The sequence below is a fragment of the Pantoea sp. S-LA4 genome (assembly GCF_054482835.1).
Genome location: NZ_JBTLRC010000002.1, coordinates 785,924 through 807,384, shown reverse-complemented (window position 1 = coordinate 807,384; position 21,461 = coordinate 785,924). Strand labels below are relative to the sequence as shown.

19 protein-coding genes, 1 tRNA gene and 1 pseudogene are annotated in these 21,461 nt (G+C 52.1%); 13 read left to right on the top strand and 8 right to left on the bottom strand.

Translation table 11 applies throughout. From position 1 onward, the window contains the following. Window positions 1-83: 83 nt before the first annotated feature. The 5 genes from ACX3P5_RS04590 to ACX3P5_RS04570 form a co-directional block, all read right to left on the bottom strand. On the bottom strand, window positions 84-1,466 hold the full coding sequence (locus ACX3P5_RS04590; protein ID WP_233984972.1) for a heavy metal sensor histidine kinase: 1,383 nt from the start codon (window positions 1,464-1,466) through the stop codon (window positions 84-86). Beyond that, entirely contained in the window at window positions 1,463-2,137 is a 675-nt protein-coding gene (locus ACX3P5_RS04585) for a heavy metal response regulator transcription factor (protein ID WP_233984973.1), read from the bottom strand. Before ACX3P5_RS04585 ends, ACX3P5_RS04590 begins: the two co-directional genes overlap by 4 nt. Window positions 2,138-2,160: 23 nt before the next feature. Next, entirely contained in the window at window positions 2,161-2,922 is a 762-nt protein-coding gene (locus ACX3P5_RS04580) for an alpha/beta fold hydrolase (RefSeq protein ID WP_233984974.1), read from the bottom strand. 436 nt (window positions 2,923-3,358) lie between these two features. Next, entirely contained in the window at window positions 3,359-3,580 is a 222-nt protein-coding gene (locus ACX3P5_RS04575) for a hypothetical protein (RefSeq protein ID WP_233984975.1), read from the bottom strand. A gap of 279 nt (window positions 3,581-3,859) precedes the next feature. After that, window positions 3,860-4,774 carry a LysR family transcriptional regulator gene (locus tag ACX3P5_RS04570; protein WP_458968347.1) on the bottom strand — a complete coding sequence of 305 codons (915 nt, stop codon included), beginning with the start codon at window positions 4,772-4,774 and terminating at the stop codon, window positions 3,860-3,862. Between the two features lie 128 nt (window positions 4,775-4,902). Here ACX3P5_RS04570 and ACX3P5_RS04565 point away from each other — a divergent pair, with 128 nt between their 5' ends. The 3 genes from ACX3P5_RS04565 to ACX3P5_RS04555 are packed head-to-tail and all read left to right on the top strand — an operon-like array spanning window position 4,903 to window position 8,576. Next, the gene (locus ACX3P5_RS04565) at window positions 4,903-6,213 is read left to right on the top strand and encodes an MFS transporter (RefSeq protein ID WP_233984977.1); all 1,311 of its coding nucleotides are present in this window, start codon (window positions 4,903-4,905) and stop codon (window positions 6,211-6,213) included. An 18-nt stretch (window positions 6,214-6,231) separates the two neighbouring features. After that, complete coding sequence (locus tag ACX3P5_RS04560) at window positions 6,232-7,320, top strand: tartrate dehydrogenase (RefSeq protein WP_458968346.1); 1,089 nt, start codon at window positions 6,232-6,234, stop codon at window positions 7,318-7,320. A 2-nt stretch (window positions 7,321-7,322) separates the two neighbouring features. After that, a complete protein-coding gene (locus ACX3P5_RS04555; protein ID WP_458968345.1) occupies window positions 7,323-8,576 on the top strand; it encodes a glycerate kinase type-2 family protein in 1,254 nt (417 codons plus the stop codon). Between the two features lie 325 nt (window positions 8,577-8,901). Here ACX3P5_RS04555 and ACX3P5_RS04550 read toward each other — a convergent pair whose 3' ends face one another. After that, complete coding sequence (locus ACX3P5_RS04550) at window positions 8,902-10,584, bottom strand: GmrSD restriction endonuclease domain-containing protein (RefSeq protein WP_458968344.1); 1,683 nt, start codon at window positions 10,582-10,584, stop codon at window positions 8,902-8,904. A gap of 247 nt (window positions 10,585-10,831) precedes the next feature. Here ACX3P5_RS04550 and ACX3P5_RS04545 point away from each other — a divergent pair, with 247 nt between their 5' ends. The 8 genes and pseudogenes from ACX3P5_RS04545 to ACX3P5_RS04510 all read left to right on the top strand — a co-directional run bounded on the left by ACX3P5_RS04545 (window position 10,832) and on the right by ACX3P5_RS04510 (window position 19,381). Next, complete coding sequence (locus tag ACX3P5_RS04545; protein ID WP_458968343.1) at window positions 10,832-12,922, top strand: AAA family ATPase; 2,091 nt, start codon at window positions 10,832-10,834, stop codon at window positions 12,920-12,922. Between the two features lie 24 nt (window positions 12,923-12,946). Further along, window positions 12,947-13,915, top strand: coding sequence for a helix-turn-helix transcriptional regulator (locus ACX3P5_RS04540; RefSeq protein WP_336754827.1), 969 nt, complete (start codon window positions 12,947-12,949; stop codon window positions 13,913-13,915). 49 nt (window positions 13,916-13,964) lie between these two features. After that, window positions 13,965-15,536: a hypothetical protein gene (locus ACX3P5_RS04535; protein ID WP_336754826.1), complete on the top strand. Its 1,572-nt coding sequence runs from the start codon at window positions 13,965-13,967 to the stop codon at window positions 15,534-15,536. 17 nt (window positions 15,537-15,553) lie between these two features. Further along, on the top strand, window positions 15,554-16,126 hold the full coding sequence (locus ACX3P5_RS04530; RefSeq protein ID WP_458968342.1) for a hypothetical protein: 573 nt from the start codon (window positions 15,554-15,556) through the stop codon (window positions 16,124-16,126). A 12-nt stretch (window positions 16,127-16,138) separates the two neighbouring features. Next, window positions 16,139-17,167, top strand: a complete 1,029-nt coding sequence (locus ACX3P5_RS04525) for a hypothetical protein (protein ID WP_336754823.1) — start codon at window positions 16,139-16,141, stop codon at window positions 17,165-17,167. A 44-nt stretch (window positions 17,168-17,211) separates the two neighbouring features. Next, window positions 17,212-17,529, top strand: a complete 318-nt coding sequence (locus tag ACX3P5_RS04520; RefSeq protein WP_336754822.1) for a YkgJ family cysteine cluster protein — start codon at window positions 17,212-17,214, stop codon at window positions 17,527-17,529. Between the two features lie 682 nt (window positions 17,530-18,211). Next, a pseudogene (locus ACX3P5_RS04515) lies at window positions 18,212-18,402 on the top strand (transposase); the annotation flags it as partial. Beyond that, window positions 18,383-19,381: a tyrosine-type recombinase/integrase gene (locus ACX3P5_RS04510; RefSeq protein ID WP_458968341.1), complete on the top strand. Its 999-nt coding sequence runs from the start codon at window positions 18,383-18,385 to the stop codon at window positions 19,379-19,381. The pseudogene ACX3P5_RS04515 and the gene ACX3P5_RS04510, both read left to right, overlap by 20 nt. 148 nt (window positions 19,382-19,529) lie before the next feature. Here the strand turns inward: ACX3P5_RS04510 and ACX3P5_RS04505 are convergent. Next, a tRNA-Arg gene (locus tag ACX3P5_RS04505) sits at window positions 19,530-19,606 on the bottom strand. 94 nt (window positions 19,607-19,700) lie between these two features. Beyond that, a complete protein-coding gene (locus ACX3P5_RS04500) occupies window positions 19,701-20,204 on the bottom strand; it encodes a DUF1198 family protein (protein WP_233985063.1) in 504 nt (167 codons plus the stop codon). 174 nt (window positions 20,205-20,378) lie between these two features. Here ACX3P5_RS04500 and folD point away from each other — a divergent pair, with 174 nt between their 5' ends. Continuing rightward, on the top strand, window positions 20,379-21,245 hold the full coding sequence (folD, locus tag ACX3P5_RS04495) for a bifunctional methylenetetrahydrofolate dehydrogenase/methenyltetrahydrofolate cyclohydrolase FolD (protein WP_031376076.1): 867 nt from the start codon (window positions 20,379-20,381) through the stop codon (window positions 21,243-21,245). Next, window positions 21,246-21,458 carry a ribosome-associated protein YbcJ gene (gene ybcJ, locus ACX3P5_RS04490; RefSeq protein ID WP_031376075.1) on the top strand — a complete coding sequence of 71 codons (213 nt, stop codon included), beginning with the start codon at window positions 21,246-21,248 and terminating at the stop codon, window positions 21,456-21,458. The last annotated feature ends 3 nt before the right edge of the window (window positions 21,459-21,461 follow it).

Below are 21,461 nucleotides of genomic sequence, written 5' to 3'. Positions count from 1 at the left end.
TGCTATCATCGGGTCACCCGCAAACGTCTCCGTCACCAGACCCGCCGCTAAGGCACATATGCCTGACTGTCATGTTCCGGCGATCACGCCGGCTGTGGAAAGCGCAGCGTGAAGCGCGTGATGCCGTGCGCACTCTGCACCTCACAACGTCCCTGATGGCGTTGCATAATGCTGCGCACAATAGCGAGCCCTAACCCGCTGCTGCCCTGATGCCGTGACGCATCGGCGCGCCAGAAACGATCAAAAACGCGTGCCTGCTGGTCAGCGCTCAGCGTCGGGCCGTGATTTTCCACCACCAGTTCGACCGCCGATGGCAGTATCCTGCTACTGATTCTCACCGGCGTGCCGGCATCGCCATAGCGCAGCGCATTGGCCATCAGGTTGGCCAGCGCGCGTTGCAGCAACAGCGGATCGGCCTGCAGTTCACCGTTTAACGCCATCTCCAGCCGCATCGCTTTTTCCTCCGCCATATCATCGAAATAGCTCCGCAGCTTCTCGCCCAGCGACGCCAGATCGATACGCTGTTCATCCCGTGCCTGACTGGCATCTTCCGCTCTGGCAAGAAACAGCATGTTGTCGATCATCTTCGCCAGCCGTTCCAGTTCTTCGTAGTTGGAGCCGAGCAACGCCTGATAATCACCCAGGCTGCGGGTCTGGCTCAGCGCCACTTCGGTCTGCCCCAGCAGCGTGCCGATGGGCGTGCGCAGTTCATGCGCCATATCCGCCGAGACCTGACTCAACTGCTGATAGCCGGTTTCGAGGCGACTCAGCATCTGATTAAACGCCGCCACCAGCGGCTCTAATTCCGCCTGCGCCTGTCCGGGCATCCGTCGTGCTAAATGACGCACATCGATCGCTTCCGCCTCTGCCGCCAGGCTGCGCAGCGGCGACAGCGCGCGTCGCACCAGCCAGATGCTGATGGCCGCCACCAGCACGGCCGCCAGCGTGGTCGCCAGCACTATCTGGTCGCGGTAATGCTGCAGAGTCTGGGTGCGGTCTCGCATCAGGCGGCCGGTCACGATCTCAATCTGGCCGTTGCCATCGCGGGTTGGTGCCAGCGCCGCCGCCGAGATAAACGGCGTGCCTCCTGCGCTGACAAGATGATGCACCGACGACAGCGTCAGCGGCTGGTCAGCCGGAATCGGCGTGATGGCAGGCAGAGGACGCTGTCCCGGATTCACCACAATCAGCGGCGGCTGGCCGGGAAACCGCAGCACCAGCAACGACTCGGTATTGCCGAGCATGTTGGCAAACAGGCGGGGTTTTTGCTGGATCAGCGTGATGGCATCTTCATCGCGCAGCAGCGTACGAATCTGATCGATGCGCGTCAGCAGGGCGGCATCGTCCCGCACGCTGATTTGCGTTGCCAGTGAGTGATAAAGCGCGTAACCACAGAGTGAAAAAATAACGATCACCGTGACGCTGAGCATCAGCGACAGACGCAGCGTCAGAGAATGGCGCTTCACGCTTCGGCTTCGCAGCGATAACCCACGCCATGCACGGTGTGAATCAGTGGTTGAGCAAACGGACCATCAATTTTCTGACGCAGACGCTTCACCGCCACATCAACCACGTTGGTGTCGCTATCAAAATTCATGTCCCAGACGCGGGAAGCGATCAGCGTCCGGGTCAGCACTTCACCCGGATGCAGCAGGAACAGGTGCAGCAGGTTGAACTCTTTGTTGGTGAGATCGATGCGCTGGCCACCGCGCTCGACGCGGCGTTTAAAGACGTCGAGCTGCAAATCGGCCAGCGTGAGAATGTCCGGCAGCTTCTGCTGGCTGCCGCGCCGCAGTTGAGTACGGACGCGCGCCAGCAGTTCGGCAAAGGAAAAGGGTTTAACCAGGTAATCATCCGCGCCCAGCTCCAGTCCTTTGATGCGATCTTCCAGCGTGCCTTTGGCGGTCAGGAAGATCACCGGAGTGTGGATCTGTTGATCCATCTCCGCCATCACCTGCCAGCCATCGATGCCGGGCAGCATCACGTCGAGCAGGATCAGATCGTAGTGATGCTCACGGGCATAGAACAGACCATCCACGCCATTGTCCGCCACGTCGACGATGAAGCCGGCTTCCGTCAATCCTTTGCGCATGTAATCACGCGCTTTGGCCTCATCTTCAATCACCAGAATTTTCATGCGCCTCTTCCCGCGGGTTGTTTTCAGGGCTGTGCCTGTTGTGCGGCTTGCTCGATCAATTTTACAACATCCTCAGGATGTGACTGATAGACCGAATGGCTGGCACCGGCAATTTCTACCGTATGGCTGTGCGCACGTCGGGCGTACATCCGCTCCAGATCGGGACTGATAATTTTGTCAGCTTTCGCCACCATGTACCAGCTGGGCCGGGTTTTCCACGCCGGATCGGCAATGTTAGCGGTGAACACCGCGGCGTTGGTTGGCATCTGCGCATGTGCCTCAAAGTCAGCCTGCGCGGCGGGCAGGTCGGCAGCAAAATCGCTGTGATAATACTGTGGCGCAATCGTCAGATAGCCATCGGCCGATCGGGCAAACGGATGGGCGCTGTTGGGGAATTTTTTCCCGTTGCTGGCCTCGGTTTCACCGTTGTCCAGCGCATGAGCGGCAATGTAGACCAGCCCTGCCACTTTACTGTCGTTACCCGCTTCACTGATGATCGCCCCGCCGTAGCTGTGGCCGACCAGAATCACCGGCCCATTCTGCTGATCGATAATCCGTCGCGTTGCCGTCACATCCTCTGCAAAACTGGTCAGCGGCTCCTGTACCAGTGTCACCTGATAGCCGTCATGCGTCAGCCGGTCATAGACCGGCCGCCAGCCCGCGCCGCCAACAAACGCGCCGTGTACCAGCACAATATTTTTTACCGGCTGCGACTGCGCTTGCGCCTCACCGCCGGCGACAGCCAGCAGCATACCCAGGGCCAGGGTGATGGTATTCAGTTTCATTGTCATACTCCTGATTGTGAAAGTTCACCTTCAGAATAAGCAACCGGCCCTGACATCAGGGTGAGCGAGTAATGACAAAAGAATGACAGTGGCAAGCGGACGGTTGTCGCGGCCCGACCACGGATGAACTCTCTGGTTCTGCTGCAGCAGATAAAGGGCTTAGCGATTTCAGGGAGAGTTCACGGGGGATTAAGGTCAGCTCATCTGAAAGGACTCGCTGAATGTCTGAATAAACGTCCGCTTCGGGCTGCGAGTTCTGCTGCCCCGGCCGCGCCTCACTTTATCCTTTATTTTTTAGGCTGTTATGGCTTCATCGCTGATTAATACCATGCCACGGCTTTCAACCCTGGCCAGCCAGCGACTGAAATCTGGCTGATATCAGTCGCTACTGAACCAGGGTTAATTCAAACAACGCTGTAGCAAAGGTTAAAGGGTGTTACTTCTGACTTTGCTGTTGATTTTCCGCTTCTTTCTCTTTTTTCTTAGCCATGTGATGACCTACCGCGCAGCCAGCAGCGGCACCTGCAACACCGTGATGGGCAACATGACCAGCGACGCCGCCGACCGCAGCCCCTTTCAGGCATCCCTTCGCCTCAGCCTGCATGCTCATGCCGAAAAGGAGGCCAGCAACCATGATGCCAAACGTTAACTTCTGCATATTTTTTTCCCTGTAATAACTGGCGTGTTCCAGTCAGGTACAAGCATAGCCAGTGAAAAGCTGACTTCCTGCAGGAATGGCTAAAACTCAAACTTGTTTACCAGTGGTTACGTTTATCACCGACCCGGCGGGCTTTTCAGGCGTTTGACGGGTAATCCTCTCTGGCTGGCGCGCTGACGGGCAACGCCCTTATCTGGCCGAAAGCATCACCACGCTATCGGGAAGTCTGATCTGGCGGCCGTTCCACCTCGCCAGCGCCCTGGGTATGCATGAAGATCACTACAGATCTTTCGTCAATATCTCGCTGTTCTCCGCCAGGATATTAAGTACGGCATTCACATATCTGTCCCTGTTTCCCTGGTGCCATATCACACAGAGCGGCAGCCCTTCAATTTCCATATCATTGACCGGTGCCAGCGGCAGGTACTTTACGCCATCCGCGTTCATGTTGCGGTAAGAGGAAGGAACGAGCGCCACGCCCAGCCCGGCAGCGACAAAGCTCAGGATGGTCTGTTTTTCCTCGGCATACTGCGCAATCACCGGATATCGGCCCGCCGCTCTGAACAGGTTCATCGTCAGGTCATGGCTGTGAGGTCGGGTGCGTCTTTCCGGCACGATGACGGGCTCGTCGCAAAAATCGTCGATGCTCACCTGCGCGTAATCCACCAGCCGGTGATGCGCCGGCACCGCCAGCACGCAGGTTTCATTGGCAATAAAGCGCGTGGTCAGGGTGACGTCGGTCTGTTCTGGCGGCCGGACAAAGACCAGATCCAGCCAGCCGGAGGTCAGTCGTGGGATCAGGCTGTGCGATTTATCTTCGCTGATATGGATATCCGCATCAGGAAAGGCGCTGACGAACAGGTTGAGCAGTTTCGGCAGTAATCCCCTCGCCGCGCTGTCAATGGCCCCGATCCGCAATGTCTTTTTCTGCGCAGCGATGTTTTTATGGAACCGCAACCGTAATGCATCAAAATCAGCAACCACGGACTTAGCCTCACTCAAAAACTCTGCGCCTTCCCGGGTCAGAGTCACATTCCGGGTCGAACGATTCAGCAGCCGTATGCCTAAATCCTCCTCCAGCAACCGGATAAAGCGGCTGAGTGACGCAGGCATCATTTCAAGCTTGCGGGCTGCCCTGCCGAAGTGAAGTTCATCACCTACCACCACGAAGCATCTCAGCTGATTTATATCCATTTTTCGCCCGCATTCAGATTATTCAACTTATTTATATAAACCCTTGCCGATGATAACGCCAGTCAAAACAGCATACTGAGTTCACAACAAAACGATAACAACCCTACCTGACTGTGGAGCATCCTGTTATGCACAATGACCTCGAAAAAAAGGTGATGCGCAAAGTAACGCTGCGGATCATTCCTTTTATCATGCTGTTGTATTTCATCGCATTTCTCGACCGGGTTAACATTGGCTTTGCCGCCCTGACCATGAATCAGGACCTGGGTTTTTCGCCGATGGTCTTCGGGATGGGGGCCGGGATTTTCTTTCTTGGCTACTTTCTGTTTGAAGTCCCGTCTAACCTGATTCTGCATAAGGTCGGTGCCCGGATCTGGATCGCCCGCGTCATGATTACCTGGGGACTGGTCTCGGGTTGTATGGCATTTGTGCAGGGCACCACCAGTTTCTATATTCTGCGTTTTCTGCTCGGCGTGGCCGAGGCCGGTTTCTTTCCGGGCATCATTCTTTATCTCAGCTACTGGTTCCCGGCGGTAAAACGTGCGCAGGTCACCGCTATTTTCATGGCCGCAGCGCCGCTCTCTACCGCGCTGGGCTCACCGATCTCCGCCGCGCTGCTGGAGATGCACGGGCTGATGGGCTTTGCCGGCTGGCAGTGGATGTTCGTGCTGGAGGCGATCCCCGCGTTACTGCTGGGCATCGTGGTGCTGTTCTGGCTCACCGACCGTCCGGCTAAAGCGAAATGGCTGACCGAAGAGGAGCGGAGCTGGCTGCAAAACACCATGCAGGCTGAAGAGCAGGCGCGTGCGGTGGGACAGAGCCACAGCAGCGCATGGCGCGGTCTGGCGGATAAGCGGGTGCTGGCACTGGCGCTGGTCTATTTTGGCACCTCGGCCGGCCTTTATACCCTGGGTATCTGGGCACCGCAGATTATTCACAGCTTCGGTGCCTCATCGTTAGAAATCGGCTTCCTCAATGCTTTCCCGGCAGTGATCGGCGTTCTCGGCATGATCCTCTGGGCGCGCCACTCCGACCGGACCAACGAGCGCAGCTGGCACGTTATTGCTGCCTGTCTGCTGGCCGCGGCCGGACTGATTTATGCCGGCAGCGTCAGCACCCTTTTCTCAGTGATTATCGCCCTGACGCTGGTTACCGTCGGGATCAGCGCATCCAAGCCACCACTCTGGAGCATGCCGACCCTGTTCCTGAGCGGGCCAGCGGCAGCGGCTGGCATCGCTGCCATCAACTCGATTGGCAACCTCGGCGGCTTTGTCGGCCCGATGATGATTGGCATCATCCGCCAGCAAACCGGCAGCTATACCTGGGGACTCTATTTCGTGGCCGGACTGCTGCTGATTTCAGCCCTGACGGTACTGATACTGTCCGGAAAAGCGAAAAAGCCACAGACCACTGAACTTCATCAACCTCACACCCATTAATCGATACGGAGAAACATCATGCGTAACTACTCTATTGCCGCTATTCCTGCTGACGGTATCGGCCCTGAGGTCATCTCAGCCGGCATTGCGGTTCTGAAGGCACTGTCACAGCGCGATCCGCAGCTGAAATTTGATATTCAGACCTTCGACTGGGGTTCCGACTACTACAAACGCTACGGCGTGATGATGCCAGAAGATGGCCTGCAGACGCTGAAAAAATTCGATGCGATCTATTTCGGCGCGGTCGGTGCGCCAGATGTGCCTGACCACATCACCCTCTGGGGGCTGCGCCTGCCGATTTGCCAGGGATTCGATCAGTACGCCAATGTGCGGCCAACCAAAATTCTGCCTGGCGTCACCTCGCCGCTGCGCAACCGCGGACCTGGCGATCTCGACTGGGTGATCGTGCGCGAAAACTCCGAAGGGGAATACTCCGGCAACGGTGGCCGCGCCCATAGAGGTCTGCCGGAAGAAGTCGGTACCGAAGTGGCGATTTTCACCCGCGTCGGGGTCACGCGCATCATGCGTTATGCCTTTAAACTGGCGCAATCCCGCCCGCGTAAGCTGCTGACGGTAGTCACCAAATCCAATGCGCAGCGTCATGGCATGGTGATGTGGGATGAAATTGCCGCTGAGGTGGCGCAGGAGTTTCCGGATGTGCAGTGGGACAAGATGCTGGTGGATGCCATGACGCACCGCATGACGCTGCATCCGCAGAGCCTGGATACCATCGTCGCCACCAACCTGCACGCCGATATTTTATCCGACCTGGCGGGCGCGCTGGCGGGCAGCCTCGGCGTAGCGCCGACGGCGAACATCGATCCTGAGCGGCGTTTTCCTTCGATGTTCGAACCGATCCACGGCTCAGCCTTTGATATCACCGGTAAGGGCATCGCCAACCCGATCGCCACTTTCTGGACGGCGGTACAGATGCTGGAGCATCTGGGCGAGCCTGAAGCCGCCGCGCTGATCATGGAAGGCATCGAACATGTCTGCACTCACGGCATCCTGACGCCCGATGTGGGCGGCACGGCAACCACCGCCGATGTTACGCGTGCCGTGGTGCAGTTCATCGAATCCCGTTCAACCGTTGCCGAGAGTGCATAACGATGAGAAACGATCAGGCCGCAGCGATACTGGAGGATATCTTTACGCAGGCGGTTGACAGCGCCCGTCCCGGACCTGTCGTGCCGGCCGCGCTGCCGCGGAAGCCCGCCGGCCGCTGTGTGGTGGTCGGGGCCGGCAAGGCGTCGGCCGCTATGGCGGCAGCGGTGGATGCCGCCTGGCCAGATGTGGAAGTCAGTGGCGTGGTGGTGACGCGCTACGGTCACGCCGTGCCCGCCGGACGCATCCGTATTCTGGAGGCGTCTCATCCGGTTTCAGATGCAATGAGTGAAACGGCAGCGATGCTGATTCTGGAAACGCTGCGCGGCCTGACACCCGACGATCTGGCGCTGATATCTGGCGGTGGCTCCGCCGTGATGGCCTTACCCGCGCCGGGTATCACGCTGGTCGATAAACAGTCAGTTACCCGGGCACTGCTGCACAGCGGTGCCAGCATCAGAGAGATGAATCTGGTCAGGCGTCATCTGTCGGCGATAAAGGGCGGCCGACTGGCTGCACTGGCGCAGCCTGCCCGGGTGGTTTCGCTGATTATCAGCGATGTGCCGGGTGATAATCCGGCGGATGTGGCATCCGGTCCGACGGTGGCTGACAGCAGCACGCCAGAAGAGGCGCTGAAGGTACTGGAGCGCTACGCTATTCCGATCTCCGCAGCAGTTCGCCATGTGCTGAGCCAGCCGACGGCATTATCAGGGATGCTGGCTAAAGGTGAGGTCAGAATGATTGCCACACCCGCGATGGCATTACAGGCCGCGGCCAGCGCCGCGCGTCGTCACGGGATCACCCCGCTGATACTCGGCGATGCCATCGAAGGTGAGAGCCGGGAGGTCGCCACCGTTATGGCGGGCATCGCAAAATCGGTGAAGCAGCACGGTCAGCCGCTGAAAGGGCCGGCTGTGTTGCTTTCCGGGGGAGAAACAACGGTCACGGTAAACGAGGCAAAGGCCGGGAAAGGCGGGCGTAACAGCGAGTTTTTACTTGGGCTGGCCTGCGCACTGCGGGGAGAAAGCGGAATCTGGGCCATCGCGGGAGACAGTGACGGTATTGATGGCACCGAGGAGGCTGCGGGTGCGATGGTTTTTCCGGATACGCTGGTGCGCGGTAAAACCTGCGGACTTGATGCGCTTAGCTATCTGAATGCGCATGACAGCTACAGCTATTTTCATGCGATTAATGACCTGCTGATCACCGGACCGACGTTAACCAACGTTAATGACATCCGGGCCATCTTAATAGGTTAATCTGTGGCTCTCTCTGCAACGGAGAGAGCCACTGTTCATTTTCCCTGAAAGGTGGATCTGGCCCGGCATTTTCTTTCTATTCCTGTCTGCGCAGAACAACAGGGGCCAGCGGTCACTTACCCTCCCTCACCTCTTCTCACTTTATCCGTCACTTTTTCGGCAGCTGATAATCGCAACCTCGTCATCGTTGATGGTGGCGCGTTCCAGTTATCTTCAGGCATAGCCAGTTGAAACCGGCCTCCTTGCCAGAAGGCTTATACAAAAGAGTGAGCAATGTAAGATTAAAAGCAACTCTGTCATCCTGTGCAGAATTGCTCCGGTTGCATTACTCCTCTGAGCTGAGTAATCCCAACTCCTCACATCGCTTAATGATTAGCTGCTGGCGCTTATCAATAAAGCGTTCATAATTTTCGACTTTCCATAATGTTTTTGTTTTTGGGATACAGTGCAAATCGAGAAAGTCTTCTGATTGCTCAGCCAGCCATTTATCGACTGATTTATCACCTTTATCGCCTGCACCATTTTGATGTGCGGGCAGCAACATACAATTTGCCAATTGGTTTATTTCCCAGGCACCATAACGCTGAACTTCGCGTCCTGTAGCGTCGTTCAATTCCTTCTGGTCTTTAAGTATACTGCGCGCAAAAATATGATCTATTTGAGGCTCATGCTGGAATCCACCCGCCCTATACTCCCTGCCATACCAAATATTGAAGAGCAAATGAATATTTCCAGACCCATAGCCACAATAGTTTAATACGTGACTTTCATTAACATGTAAATATTTGTTAGAAGTTTCAATCAATAATTTGATTTTCTTTATATCAAACCCTTCATTTTCTTTTATAGATTTAACCATTTTATCTATAATACTATCTGGCTGACCAGAAAACACTCCAGAAAACAGCGCAGGAACAAAATATTCGTGAAGAATTTTTGATTTAGATAACTGTCCGGGAAAGTGATATTGCAAATAGACTAAAGGAATAAGCGCATTATAAGACGTTAACGCCTTGTGAGAACGGATATAAGTACTGGTGACGATCTCATCTTTAACAAAAAGTAATGCGCTAGCAATATCTGGCCAGTTTTCGCTAATTTCCTTCCTAACCTGGTCGTCCCGAAGTTTATCGACATCATACTTCGCATTATAGCCAAGCACTGTTGTACTAAGCTTAATAAGAAAGTCGCGTGAAAACTGGAATCTTTCATTATCGTTAATTTTATCTAAAAAATCTTCAAATACGATATCAGCATCTTCCCACTCCGTAGAAAGCAGCGTAAACATCAAATCTGATTTATTTAATTTAGTGCCACCAGAGTTAGCGCGAATGAATACTTCAACCACATCTTCAAATTTTAGCGCGTTATCATCCTGGGTGCTATCAATTTCATGATAAAGCAAAACGCTATCATTGCCGAACTCACGCTGAGCAAGACTCAAATTACGTATTGCCTGGCGCCGTTGATTATCAGTGAGTGCCGCAACTTCATCTTCCGCTAGTTCAAAAAGTAAATCCTCCGGAAGACTACCTGAGTAAATAATTTTAGCCAGAGGTACCCACGGCCAGTTTTTTTCTGCAGGTACTTTAAACTCAAACCGATAACGGATCTCCTCTGAACTCACCTGCTCTCCGCTTAAAACATGCAAATGAAGCACTTCGTTATCGATGCAACCTTGTAGAGCAAGATAAAAACTTTGTAATCGTTGCTGCCCATCCAAAACCAGACGTTTTAATTTCTTTGGATTGTGCTGGTAATGACTTTTGAGATCTACTTTGCCGCCATTAAGGTTCTGGATAAAGCTTCGATACTTGATCGGTTCATTCGTACGCCATAATAGCATGGATGATAATGGGTAGCGGCGCATCACTGAGTCACACAATCTGGCAATCTGCTCCTTGTTCCATACAAATTGTCGCTGAATATTTGGCAACCAAAGCCCGTGACCATCGGCATCCGGATTGTTAATCTCTTTAATCATCGAACGTATAGATTTACTTGGCATTTCCATTTCCTCACAGATTAAAACGTATACTTTGCGAACAAATACAATTAACTCAGGGCTGAAAAAGAGTTATCGGCAATTAGAAGAGAAAATTTAATATAATTATTTCCCAACACAAAACCCCATTCATACCCCTGCGACAACTTGTGCCGCAGGCGAACAAAAAACCCTAAAAAATCACCCTCACTCCCTGCGACACAAAATGTCACAGCGTAATATGAAAATAGCATTTTCACGAGGGATAAATATGAACACTGAAAAGTCTGCTGAACTAACTGAAGTCGCTGAAATGAATTATCGGGATACTAAAATGCAACAGTGGATTTTGCGGATACTTTTTCGCCTGGGCGCACATAAACAGTTTATTACTCAGCATGGATTTAGTAATCAGCAGCTGGCTGATTATCTTCATCTCACCCATGAACATCCTTTTAACTTTACCCAACAAGATCAAGATTCGTTACTGAATAAGTTACGAAAATATTATCAGGATGCTGAACAACATAATTCGCTAACCCAGTATTCTATTTTTCATTCTGCAGTGAGCAGATTTTCCACGCGTATTGGCCTAAACAGTGCCGAAAAATCCATACTGGAATTCACATTACAGTTACATCAGGAACGGCTGCTTGATGACGTCACGGAATGGCTTGGGTCGCTCACCTCCGCAAACGTTTATCGCGTGTTGGCGGCAATTTTAGATATACCCGAGATCGATGTACGCGATGCGCTTGGCCCTACGAGCACCTTAACTAAAACCGGGCTGATTAGTCTTGAAATGAATGGCGCACATTTGCTACGCAGCAAACTTGAGCCTTTCTCGCCAACATTGTCAGAACGCCTTTACGCTGGTGAGACTAGCCCAGCGCGACTCCTGCAAGGCCTGATTAATGGCTGTGGACCAGCCGAACTGAAGTTAGAAAATTATGCTCACATCCCGGCAGTAAGTATTCTGCGCCAATGGTTGCATCATGCACTAAACACGCATCGTGTTGGGGTAAACATCCTAATTCATGGTCAACCGGGCAGTGGTAAAAGTCAGCTATGCCGCTTGATCTCCGAAGAGTTGCAGACTTCTCTCTATGAAGTTAGTAGTGAGAATGAAGCCCTGCGCCCACTCAGCGGAAGTCGTCGCTTACGTGCCTGGCGTGCAGCTCAGCGTTTATTCATTGAAGAAAAATCGCTCATTCTACTCGATGAGGCTGAAGATGTTTTTGTCGAAAGTCCCGGAATACATAACAGCAACCCGCTTCCATTAGCGAAAGCATGGATCAATCGCTTATTGGAAGAGAATGTCGTCCCCTCTCTCTGGGTAACCAATGACATCAGCTGTATGGATCCGGCTCTGGTGCGCCGCTTTGACATGGTAATTGAGCTCAATGCCCCACCACGTGAGCTGCGGGCAGATATCATACAACAAGCCTGCGGCGAGATACTGGCACCTGACGCCATCTCTCAGTTAGCTGAAGCACCTTATCTTGCACCGGCGGTTGTTAACCGGGCGGCAAGCGTGCTTGCGGCCATTGGCGAAAATCTACCCAAAGAAAATCGCCCTGAGACTTTAATGTATTTAATCAATAACACCCTAAAGGCACAAGGACATATGCCGATAAAACGTCATGTTGCTGCCCAAACATCAGCGCTCTATGACTCTGCATTTATCAGTAGTGATGTTCCCCTTGGCGAGATTGGAAAAGCTCTGATGCGTGGCCAATCAGCTCGTTTTTGTCTTTATGGCCCACCGGGCACTGGTAAAACTGCATGGGTATATTGGCTGGCGAAGCAGCTAGATATGATGGTAATAGAACGCAAAGCCTCACAGCTTTTTGGTCGTTACGTGGGTGAAAGTGAACAGAACATAGCGGCACTATTTGATCAGGCGTACCGCGACAATGCGCTACTGCTGATTGATGAGATTGACAGTTTTCTCAGCGTACGCGACGAATTTCAGTACCCCTGGCAGGTAAGCAGCGCCAACGAGATGCTGAGTCAGATGGCACAGTTTGAAGGTATTTTGATCGCCACTACGAACAGATTTGATGTGCTGGATGCCGCCGCGCTGCGTCGTTTCGATTTTAAGGTGCGCTTCAACTATCTCTGTGATGAACAGGCTGTGGCATTGCTGAATCTCTACTGCCGTGAGCTACAGCTTAATGAGCCGCATTTCAGTGACATCGAGGAAGTATCAAAACTGGACTATCTGACACCTGGTGATTTTGCGCTGGTAGCACGTCAACATCAATTCAGGCCAGTGAGTTCAGTAGAAGCCTTTGTTGCGGCACTGAAAAACGAGTGCTGGATGAAAAAACGCAATAAATCAGCGATTGGCTTTCTGTAGTAATTAATTTGATAGGGGATCAAAATGGCTAAAAGACCCGAAACTATTGAAACCACCGTGCTGGCTCTTGAGCTGTTGCGTCGTATTCCGCGCGGCAGAAAAATCACAGCAAGAGAACTGCACGAGCAATTGTTGCATGCGGGAATCTCGCGCGATTTACGGACTATTCAGCGTAATCTGGAAATGCTTTGCGACCATTTTGATATCGAGTGCGACAACCGTAGCCGTCCCTATGGCTATCGCTGGCTGGAGAATTCTAATGGCGTTTCGCTACCGATGCTGACGCCGCAAGAATCGCTGCTATTGGCAATGGCAGAAGCACATCTGAAGCCTATTTTACCAACCCGATTAATCAAATCAATGAACGGGTTGTTCACCCAGGCGCAACGTAATTTGCATGACAACGGCCCTACCCGTCTCGAAGCAGAGTGGCCGGATAAAGTACGCATTGTGGCAACCAGCCAACCGTTACTGCCGCCACCGATTGCTGATGGCGTGTTTGAATCTGTTAGTGAAGCGTTATATCTCAATCGTTTATTGCGCATCACCTATCGCAATGCGAGCGGAAAAGAGAGTGAAAACACAGTGATGCCATTGGGCCTAGCGCAGCAAGGCCCTCGCCTCTACCTGGTCTGTCGTTTCGAAGGCTACAACAACGAACGCAGTCTGGCGCTCAATCGTATTCTATCCGCTAGCGTCAGCACCTTTACCTTCGAGCGTCCAGCCGAATTCAATCTGAAACAATATGATGACGATGGGCGCTTCGGATTTGGTGAAGGCCACCAGATATTTCTTACGTTTGAAATTGACCGTACCGCTGGTTTCCACTTGATTGAATCACCGCTTTCACTGGATCAAACCCATCGGAAAATAGGCAATGAACGCCTGGAATTCTCCGCCACGGTGGTAGACAGCGCCATGCTGAAGTGGTTTTTAGCTGCCTTTGGGGAAGCAGTCAGTAACGTTCAACGGCAGCCGGTTGTGGAAGCGTAAATCGGCACGGAAATATAAAGGCAATCCATAGACCTGCACGGGAATAATTATGGAATCAAATGAGAATTTCGCGTTATCGCCTACTGACAATAATAAGCAACAACGCGACAAGGACCAAATCGACAGCGATCAGAACCGTACAGTTATCGCTGTGGCTGAAGGCGAAATCGTTAAGCGTTTTGGCAGTGCAAGCGCCGAATATATTAAAGGCTATCGTGGCGTTGATAACGAGACCGGGCAACGGTTTGCTAAAGGTTTGGCGGATATCGCGAAGCATAAAGTGAATCCTGATTACGCGACACAGAATATTAAGCAGCAGGCGGGTTACTCTGCGGAAATTGCAACCACCAGTCGTGATAACGCAGAAGCGATTATTAATGGCGAGACCGTGCGAACGATCCGTAGCGACGATTTGAAAGAATATGGTCGCAACCATAATGTCGTCGATCGCGTGAAAATTCAGAATGGCGTGATTGTTGAAGGTTCGCAAAGCCAGATGAAATTTGTCGGCGACCGTGACCAACTTTTAAAAGATATCGCCAAAGATGACGGTAAATTCTCACGCTACCGGGGCGTTAAGCTGGAGTTGCCGTCGGAACAGTATGAAGGAGCGGCGGAACACTGTCGTAAACAAGCCGCAGACCTGCGTGAACAAGCGAGTAAGGTTGAGGCTGCCGGAAAGCAGGATGTTGCAGATAAACTTCTCCGTGAAGCAGAGAACTACGATCAGCTGGCTGGTAATGTTCGTGACAGTGGTTTAACGACCAAACAAGCCATTTTCTACCGTGAGCATCCCAAGATCGCAACTGCAATGGATATTGCACGCACCAGCCACCGCGCGGGTATTGAAGGGGCAAAAACAGGGGCGGCTGTTGGCAGTGCGATTTCACTGGTCGTCAACATCTTTAATGTAGCGCAACAAAAGAAAACGCTAGGTGAAGCCGCTGAAGATACAGTCGTTGATACCGCTAAAGCAGCAGCGCTGGGTTATGGCACAGCATTCGCGGGTTCAGCAATAAAGGCGGGTTTACAACAGTCAGAAAGGCAGGCACTGCAAGCCATAGCTGGAACATCAGCCCCCGCGCTGGTGGTCAATATCTGCTTGTCGCTGGGAGTCTCCATCAAGCGTTACGTCAATAATGAAATTGATGAAGCTCAATTGCTGCATGAGATCGGTGAAAAAGGTGCCGGAATGTTTTCCAGTGGGATGATGGCGGCACTCGGGCAAATAGCTATACCCATTCCGGTGGTCGGGGCGGCGATTGGCGGCATGATTGGTTACACGCTTTCATCCATGTTTTATCAAAGCGCTCTTGAAGCAGCTCGTGGGGCGGCACTCTCGCGTAAACGTTTGGCACAAATCAGCGCTGTTGAGACTGAAGCCCGTGCTTGTATCGCACAGCAGCAGGCGTTGCTTGATGAATTTATGGCTAGGGAAATTCCACAGCTTCATAAAGATACACACCGTCTCTTTAAAGCCATTTCTGAAGACACCGATAATATTAATGACCTCGCATTTGCGGTTAATGATTTTGCCACTTTGCTCGGCATCCAACTTCAGTTCCAGACCATGTCTGAGTTCGAAGATTTTATGAACTCAGATAAACCTTTAATGTTGTGAAAGGGAACAGGATCACCATGCTAATTAAAATGCTGCCTGCTGATAAAAAGGCACTGCTCATTGAGCTTGCCAGACTTCTTGCATTGTCCGACAACCCATTGCTTTGGGATGGAAAAACGAAGGGTGAACTGAGGTCGGACTCTGACCTGAATAATCTGACAATCCAGAAGGATGCTCTGGAAACTGAGTTACTGAAAGAGATGGAACAGCACTCGCCAGGCTTTTCTGCTTCGGGAGTCTTTGATGGATTCTTCAGCATTTCTGCTGAAAAAAAACTCATTGAGAAACTGAAGACCTATCCACTTTCCATCATTGATACGCCTGAAACTCGTATTCAGGCTGCAACCTCAGTATTAAAAACTCTGCTCGAGCATCAAACAATGGAGAATATCACGACGCCAAAAGTCATTATTTTCCAGCTTTTTTTGGTCGCGCTACGAGATGGCCACATTTCCAGCATTGAATGGATGTTGCTGAAAGAAATTCAGCTTACATTAAAAATTCCGGACTTTATTTTTAAAGATCTGCTGGATCATGCTGAGTCGTTAAACAATGAAATAAGTAAATTACTCGCCCTGATTCTTGAATAAAGGAGTTATGACATGCCTATTCCAATTATTATCGGTGCGGTAGCTGCCGCCGCAGGGATTTACGGTATTGCTAAAGGTGCTGGTGGTGCAAAAGACCACAACAATGCAAAAAACATCAATGAAAACGCACAGAGCATGGTTGATAACGCAAGCGCTCAAATTGAGTCCAGCCGTGAAGCCACCAATAAAATCATTGAAGACTATGGTCAGCGCAAGCTTCGTGCGTTCAACGGCATCATTAATGATTTTATCGTTAACTTCGGCCGCCTTAAAAACGTCGAACTGGCTAACAGCGCTGAGCTGGAAAAACTCAACGCGGGTGATTTTACCAGCTCAACCTTGTCGGGCCTGAAGCAGGATTATCAGATGCTGAAAGATGCCGGTCTGGGTATTGGCGCGGGAATGGGAAGCGGTGCAGCGCTGGCATTTGGTGCCTATAACGGCACGATGCTGCTGGCAACGGCAAGCACAGGAACGGCGATCTCCTCTCTGTCTGGCGTAGCAGCAACCAATGCCACGCTGGCATGGCTTGGCGGCGGTTCACTGGCAACAGGTGGTTTTGGCATGGCTGGTGGAATGATGGTGTTGGGCGGAATTGTTGCAGGCCCGGCTCTGGCTATTTTCGGCCATATTCTGGGCAATAAGGGTGAAGAAGCGCTAAACAACGCACACAGTAACCTGGAACAGGCAAAAACGATCCGCGACCAGGGCGCATTAATGGTGGGTAAACTCCAGACTATCGAAAAGGTCACGACGCTGGCAAATAATGCCTTCTCCCTGACGAGTGGTCGCCTTCGCGGTAGCGTTCACGTCATGAAGAACGCCCTAAAAAGCCACGGTGAAAACTTCCGTGACTTCCCGCAGGAGAGCAAAGAAGCCGTATTTATGTCAGTTAAGTACGCGCAATTATTGAAAGCCATGATTGATACCCCGATCCTTGATCAAGAGGGAAATCTAGTGCTTTCCACTGAACGACGGATTATTGATATTGCAGCCGTTGCCGAAGGTAAAAAAGACAATCTGGATGATGTTGCCGCGTAAGTTAAAACCAGGCTCGCGTATATTCGCGGGCCTAATAACGAGTGATGAAAATGTCCTGCTATAGCAACCTTTCACCATTCCCATGCGTTCAGTGCGGTCTTTGTTGCCAGCGCGTGAGTCTGGCAGAAGAAACGCGTTCTCTGGATCGTGGTGACGGCACATGCTTACATTATGACGCAGCCAGTAAAGGTTGCAGCATATACAACGATCGTCCGGATATTTGTCGGGTCGATCTGCAATTTGAACGTCATTACTCCCAACTCTACACCTGGGAAGGTTTTGTTGAGCTTAATCTGGCAGTGTGTCACCAGCTTATCGAGGAGGAGGAATGGAAACAATATCGTGATATCGATTATTGCTGATGTCAGGGTGAGGAATTGTTGTGGTTAACTGATTTTGGCACGCGGTTTTTTTAGGTAAAATCAGTGCGATACTGAATGCCGATTAAGCGAATGGTTTGTTTAGGGGAGATATTTACATAACAGTAAGCTTAGGCATGGCTCGAATTGGGCGGCATTGTTAGGCTAATGGACGATCCGTCCGGCTTCGAAAGACTTCAGAACGGCAATGATCTGGTGTTCGGTGAATCGGATCTTACGCATGGCGATCTTCTGAAGGGACATAATCAGTATGTCGGAAGATCTCTAACAGTATATGGGTCGTTTTGGCAGGATATTTATAGTTAGATTTATGTTTAGTGTCGAGAACTGAAGTGCAGCAATTTCATTAAATTTCATGCATAAAAAGGCGTTGATTAACATCTCTTGACTTGAACCTGGTGTCTACAGGATTCAAATTAATACCCTAACCAATTGACAAAAAGCATAAAATAATTTTCGAAAAAAATTACACTAACGATTATACCAACACGTTGTCTTGCGCGGTTTTACTGATTAAACCTGACCTACTAACTCGTCACCCATCGCGGTTGTATTCTAGCGGACCGTGACCTTGACGCTACCAATCCCCAGATTGACCTGCCCCCCGTTGATTAATACACCGCGATATTAGTAATGTCTTCATAAGCCACATGAGGACATCCCCATGAAGAAGCGTTTTTCCGACGAACAGATCATAAGTATCCTCCGCGAGCTGAAGCCGGGGTTTCTGCCCGTGAGCTCTGCCGTAAGCACGCCATTTCCGACGCCACCTTTTACACCTGGCGTAAGAAGTATGGCGGTATGGAGGTGCCCGAGGTTAAATGCCTGAAGTCGCTTGAGGAAGAGAACGCCAGGCGGGAAGCGCATTAAAGAATTTCTTGGCACAGAGGACCGAAAGCAAGCACAGGAGCTGCACGATCGGAGAAAGGCTGAGTTATGGCGAATAGATCGCCTGGGTGATTTTCCCGACGTAACCTTTGAAGAGGCTTGCCTGCGCTGGCTGGAAGAAAAGGCGCACAAGAGATCGCTCGATGCAGATAAGGGCAGGATCGGATTCTGGCTCATGCACTTTGAAGGCGTATTGCTGAAGGATATCAGCGAGGCGAAGATTTATGCCGCAGTCAGCAGGCTGACTAACCGCAAAGCAAAAGAGAGAAGGGAGCAGCGCGCCGTATCAATGGCGAAGAAGGGGCTGGATATCGGGGAGTACAAACCGGCTGCCGTTTCCACCTCAACCAAAGCTAAGCACCTGGCATTAATGAAAGCGATAATGCGTGCAGCGGAACGGGAATGGAAATGGATCGAGAAGTCGCCGGTCATCAAAGTGCCGCAGGAAAGAAATAAGCGGGTACGGTGGCTCGAACCCGCTGAGGCAAAGCGACTGATTGATGAATGTCCCGAACCTCTGAAGTCTACCGTAGAGTTTGCGCTGGAGACAGGATTGCGCCGTTCAAGCATCGTTGACCTCAAGTGGCAGCAGATTGACCTGCAGCGAAAGGTGGCGTGGATTTATCCGGAAGAAAGCAAGTCAGGCAGAGCTATTGGCGTGGCGCAGAATGAAATGGCCGAATCAGTCCTGAGGCGACAGATTGGCCGGCACAACAATTGGGTATTTGTTCATACCGAATCAGTGAAGAGGAACGACGGGACCACAACAGCCAGCGTCAGGAAGATGCGGGTCAATTCAAACACTGCGTGGCGCGCAGCACTGAAACGAGCCGGTATTGAGGATTTCCGGTTTCACGACTTGCGGCATACATGGGCGAGCTGGTTAATTCAGGCTGGTGTTCCGTTATCTGCGCTGCAGGAAATGGGCGGGCTGGGAAAGTATTGAAATGGTCCAGCGATATGCACACCTTGCACCTAATCACTTAACGGAGCATGCACGGCAAATTGATGCGATTTTTGGCAGTCGCGTCCCACATCTGTCCCATGTGGAAAATCTGGTCGTCGGAGGGAGGTGATTACTCGTTGATTTTATTTGGTACGCCCTACAGGATTCGAACCTGTGACCTACGGCTTAGAAGGCCGGTGCTCTATCCAACTGAGCTAAGGGCGCATGGAGATGGCACGGATTATACGTCGGGAAGCGGGTACGTCAACGTTTTTGCCGTTTCTCCGCAGCGAAGTGCTGCGGTAATGACCAATTGGCGTCAGTGACGTCTGCGCCATTCGCTGAGCGACACGAGTTTACTGTTGTCGGTAAATTCTCCTTCCAGCTCAATCCCTTGTGATGTGAAACGCGCATTGTATTGCTCACGAAGTGCATGTAGCGCCGGGATGTCCGGCTCCAGCTGGCGCAGAAAGCCCAGCGCGAGCAGCAGCTGCTGGCGGCTAATTAGCGGTGGAAAACCGGCACGACTGAGAATCGCATGCCAGCGCTGGCTGTTCTCCTCGCTGCCGTCCACAATCAACACCTGCCAGATCAGCAGTACCGCTGCGCCATTATGCAGATGCGTTTCATTATCGTTGCTGAGATAGTCGGTAAACTCTTTCGCCGCCTCTTTCCCCATCATAGAGATCATTGATTCCACCTGTACCGGTGGCAGCTGCAGCCGTTTGCTGAGCCGCTGAGCGGCGTGACGTGAGCCAGCGGTGAGCAGCTGGAATCCAGCGACAAACACCACCGCCAGAGTAGCAAGCATTATCCAAATCATTACATCGTCCCCTGATTGTCCTGCAGATATCATACGCATGCAGGCCGGCACTCGTCGCGACGAAAAAGCCGGAAAGCGCGTACGCGTCTGAAACTGTAACTGACAGCGCGCCACGCTTCTGACAAAATAGCCCCCTTCCCCCGATTCAACACAACACAGTGGATTTCCTCTCTGATGGCAGCAAAAATTATTGACGGTAAAACGATTGCGCAGCAGGTGCGCCTTGAGGTTGCGGAAAAAGTGAAGCAGCGTCTGGCGGCCGGCAAACGTGCGCCGGGTCTGGCAGTGGTTCTGGTGGGTGAAAACCCGGCATCGCAGATTTATGTGGCCAGCAAACGCCGCGCCTGTGAAGAGGTCGGTTTCCTCTCCCGCTCCTACGATCTGCCCGCCACCACCCGCGAAGCGGAGCTGCTGGAGCTGATCGACCAGCTCAATCAGGACAACGACATTGATGGCATTCTGGTGCAGCTGCCGCTGCCCGCCGGCATCGACAACGTCAAAGTGCTGGAGCGCATCACGCCCGATAAAGATGTCGATGGCTTCCACCCGTATAACGTCGGTCGCCTGTGCCAGCGTGCGCCAAAACTGCGTCCCTGCACCCCGCGCGGTATCGTGACGTTGCTGGAACGCTACAACATCGACACCTACGGCCTGAACGCCGTGGTGGTTGGCGCGTCCAACATCGTTGGCCGGCCAATGAGTATGGAACTGCTGCTGGCGGGCTGTACCACCACCGTTACCCACCGTTTTACCAAAGATCTGCGTCATCATGTTGAACATGCCGATCTGCTGGTGGTTGCGGTCGGTAAACCGGGCTTTATTCCGGGCGACTGGATTAAGCCGGGCGCAATTGTGATTGATGTCGGCATTAACCGGCTGGAAAGCGGCAAAGTGGTTGGCGACGTCGATTTTGATTCCGCGTCACAGCGCGCGGCCTATATCACGCCGGTACCAGGCGGTGTCGGACCGATGACCGTTGCAACCCTGATTCAAAACACGCTGCAGGCGTGTGAAGAGTTTCATGATGGAGAGGTAGAATAAATGGCAACTTTTTCGCTGGGAAAATTCCCGCACGTCGATCTGTGTGATCTGCTGAAACTGGAAGGCTGGGTTCAGAGCGGCGCACAGGCTAAAGTCGTGATTGCCGAGGGTGAAGTGAAGGTCGATGGCGCGGTGGAAACGCGTAAACGCTGCAAAATCGTAGCCGGTCAGACCGTAGAATTTTCAGGTTTCCGCATTACTGTGGTCGCGTAAACC

Coding starts and splice junctions, on each gene's coding strand:
- ACX3P5_RS04585 (WP_233984973.1), bottom strand. CDS start 2,137: ATGAAAATTCTGGTGATTGAAGATGAGGCCAAAGCGCGTGATTACATG.
- ACX3P5_RS04580 (WP_233984974.1), bottom strand. CDS start 2,922: ATGAAACTGAATACCATCACCCTGGCCCTGGGTATGCTGCTGGCTGTC.
- ACX3P5_RS04575 (WP_233984975.1), bottom strand. CDS start 3,580: ATGCAGAAGTTAACGTTTGGCATCATGGTTGCTGGCCTCCTTTTCGGC.
- ACX3P5_RS04570 (WP_458968347.1), bottom strand. CDS start 4,774: ATGGATATAAATCAGCTGAGATGCTTCGTGGTGGTAGGTGATGAACTT.
- ACX3P5_RS04565 (WP_233984977.1), top strand. CDS start 4,903: ATGCACAATGACCTCGAAAAAAAGGTGATGCGCAAAGTAACGCTGCGG.
- ACX3P5_RS04560 (WP_458968346.1), top strand. CDS start 6,232: ATGCGTAACTACTCTATTGCCGCTATTCCTGCTGACGGTATCGGCCCT.
- ACX3P5_RS04555 (WP_458968345.1), top strand. CDS start 7,323: ATGAGAAACGATCAGGCCGCAGCGATACTGGAGGATATCTTTACGCAG.
- ACX3P5_RS04550 (WP_458968344.1), bottom strand. CDS start 10,584: ATGCCAAGTAAATCTATACGTTCGATGATTAAAGAGATTAACAATCCG.
- ACX3P5_RS04545 (WP_458968343.1), top strand. CDS start 10,832: ATGAACACTGAAAAGTCTGCTGAACTAACTGAAGTCGCTGAAATGAAT.
- ACX3P5_RS04540 (WP_336754827.1), top strand. CDS start 12,947: ATGGCTAAAAGACCCGAAACTATTGAAACCACCGTGCTGGCTCTTGAG.
- ACX3P5_RS04535 (WP_336754826.1), top strand. CDS start 13,965: ATGGAATCAAATGAGAATTTCGCGTTATCGCCTACTGACAATAATAAG.
- ACX3P5_RS04530 (WP_458968342.1), top strand. CDS start 15,554: ATGCTAATTAAAATGCTGCCTGCTGATAAAAAGGCACTGCTCATTGAG.
- ACX3P5_RS04525 (WP_336754823.1), top strand. CDS start 16,139: ATGCCTATTCCAATTATTATCGGTGCGGTAGCTGCCGCCGCAGGGATT.
- ACX3P5_RS04520 (WP_336754822.1), top strand. CDS start 17,212: ATGAAAATGTCCTGCTATAGCAACCTTTCACCATTCCCATGCGTTCAG.
- ACX3P5_RS04500 (WP_233985063.1), bottom strand. CDS start 20,204: ATGATTTGGATAATGCTTGCTACTCTGGCGGTGGTGTTTGTCGCTGGA.
- folD (WP_031376076.1), top strand. CDS start 20,379: ATGGCAGCAAAAATTATTGACGGTAAAACGATTGCGCAGCAGGTGCGC.
- ybcJ (WP_031376075.1), top strand. CDS start 21,246: ATGGCAACTTTTTCGCTGGGAAAATTCCCGCACGTCGATCTGTGTGAT.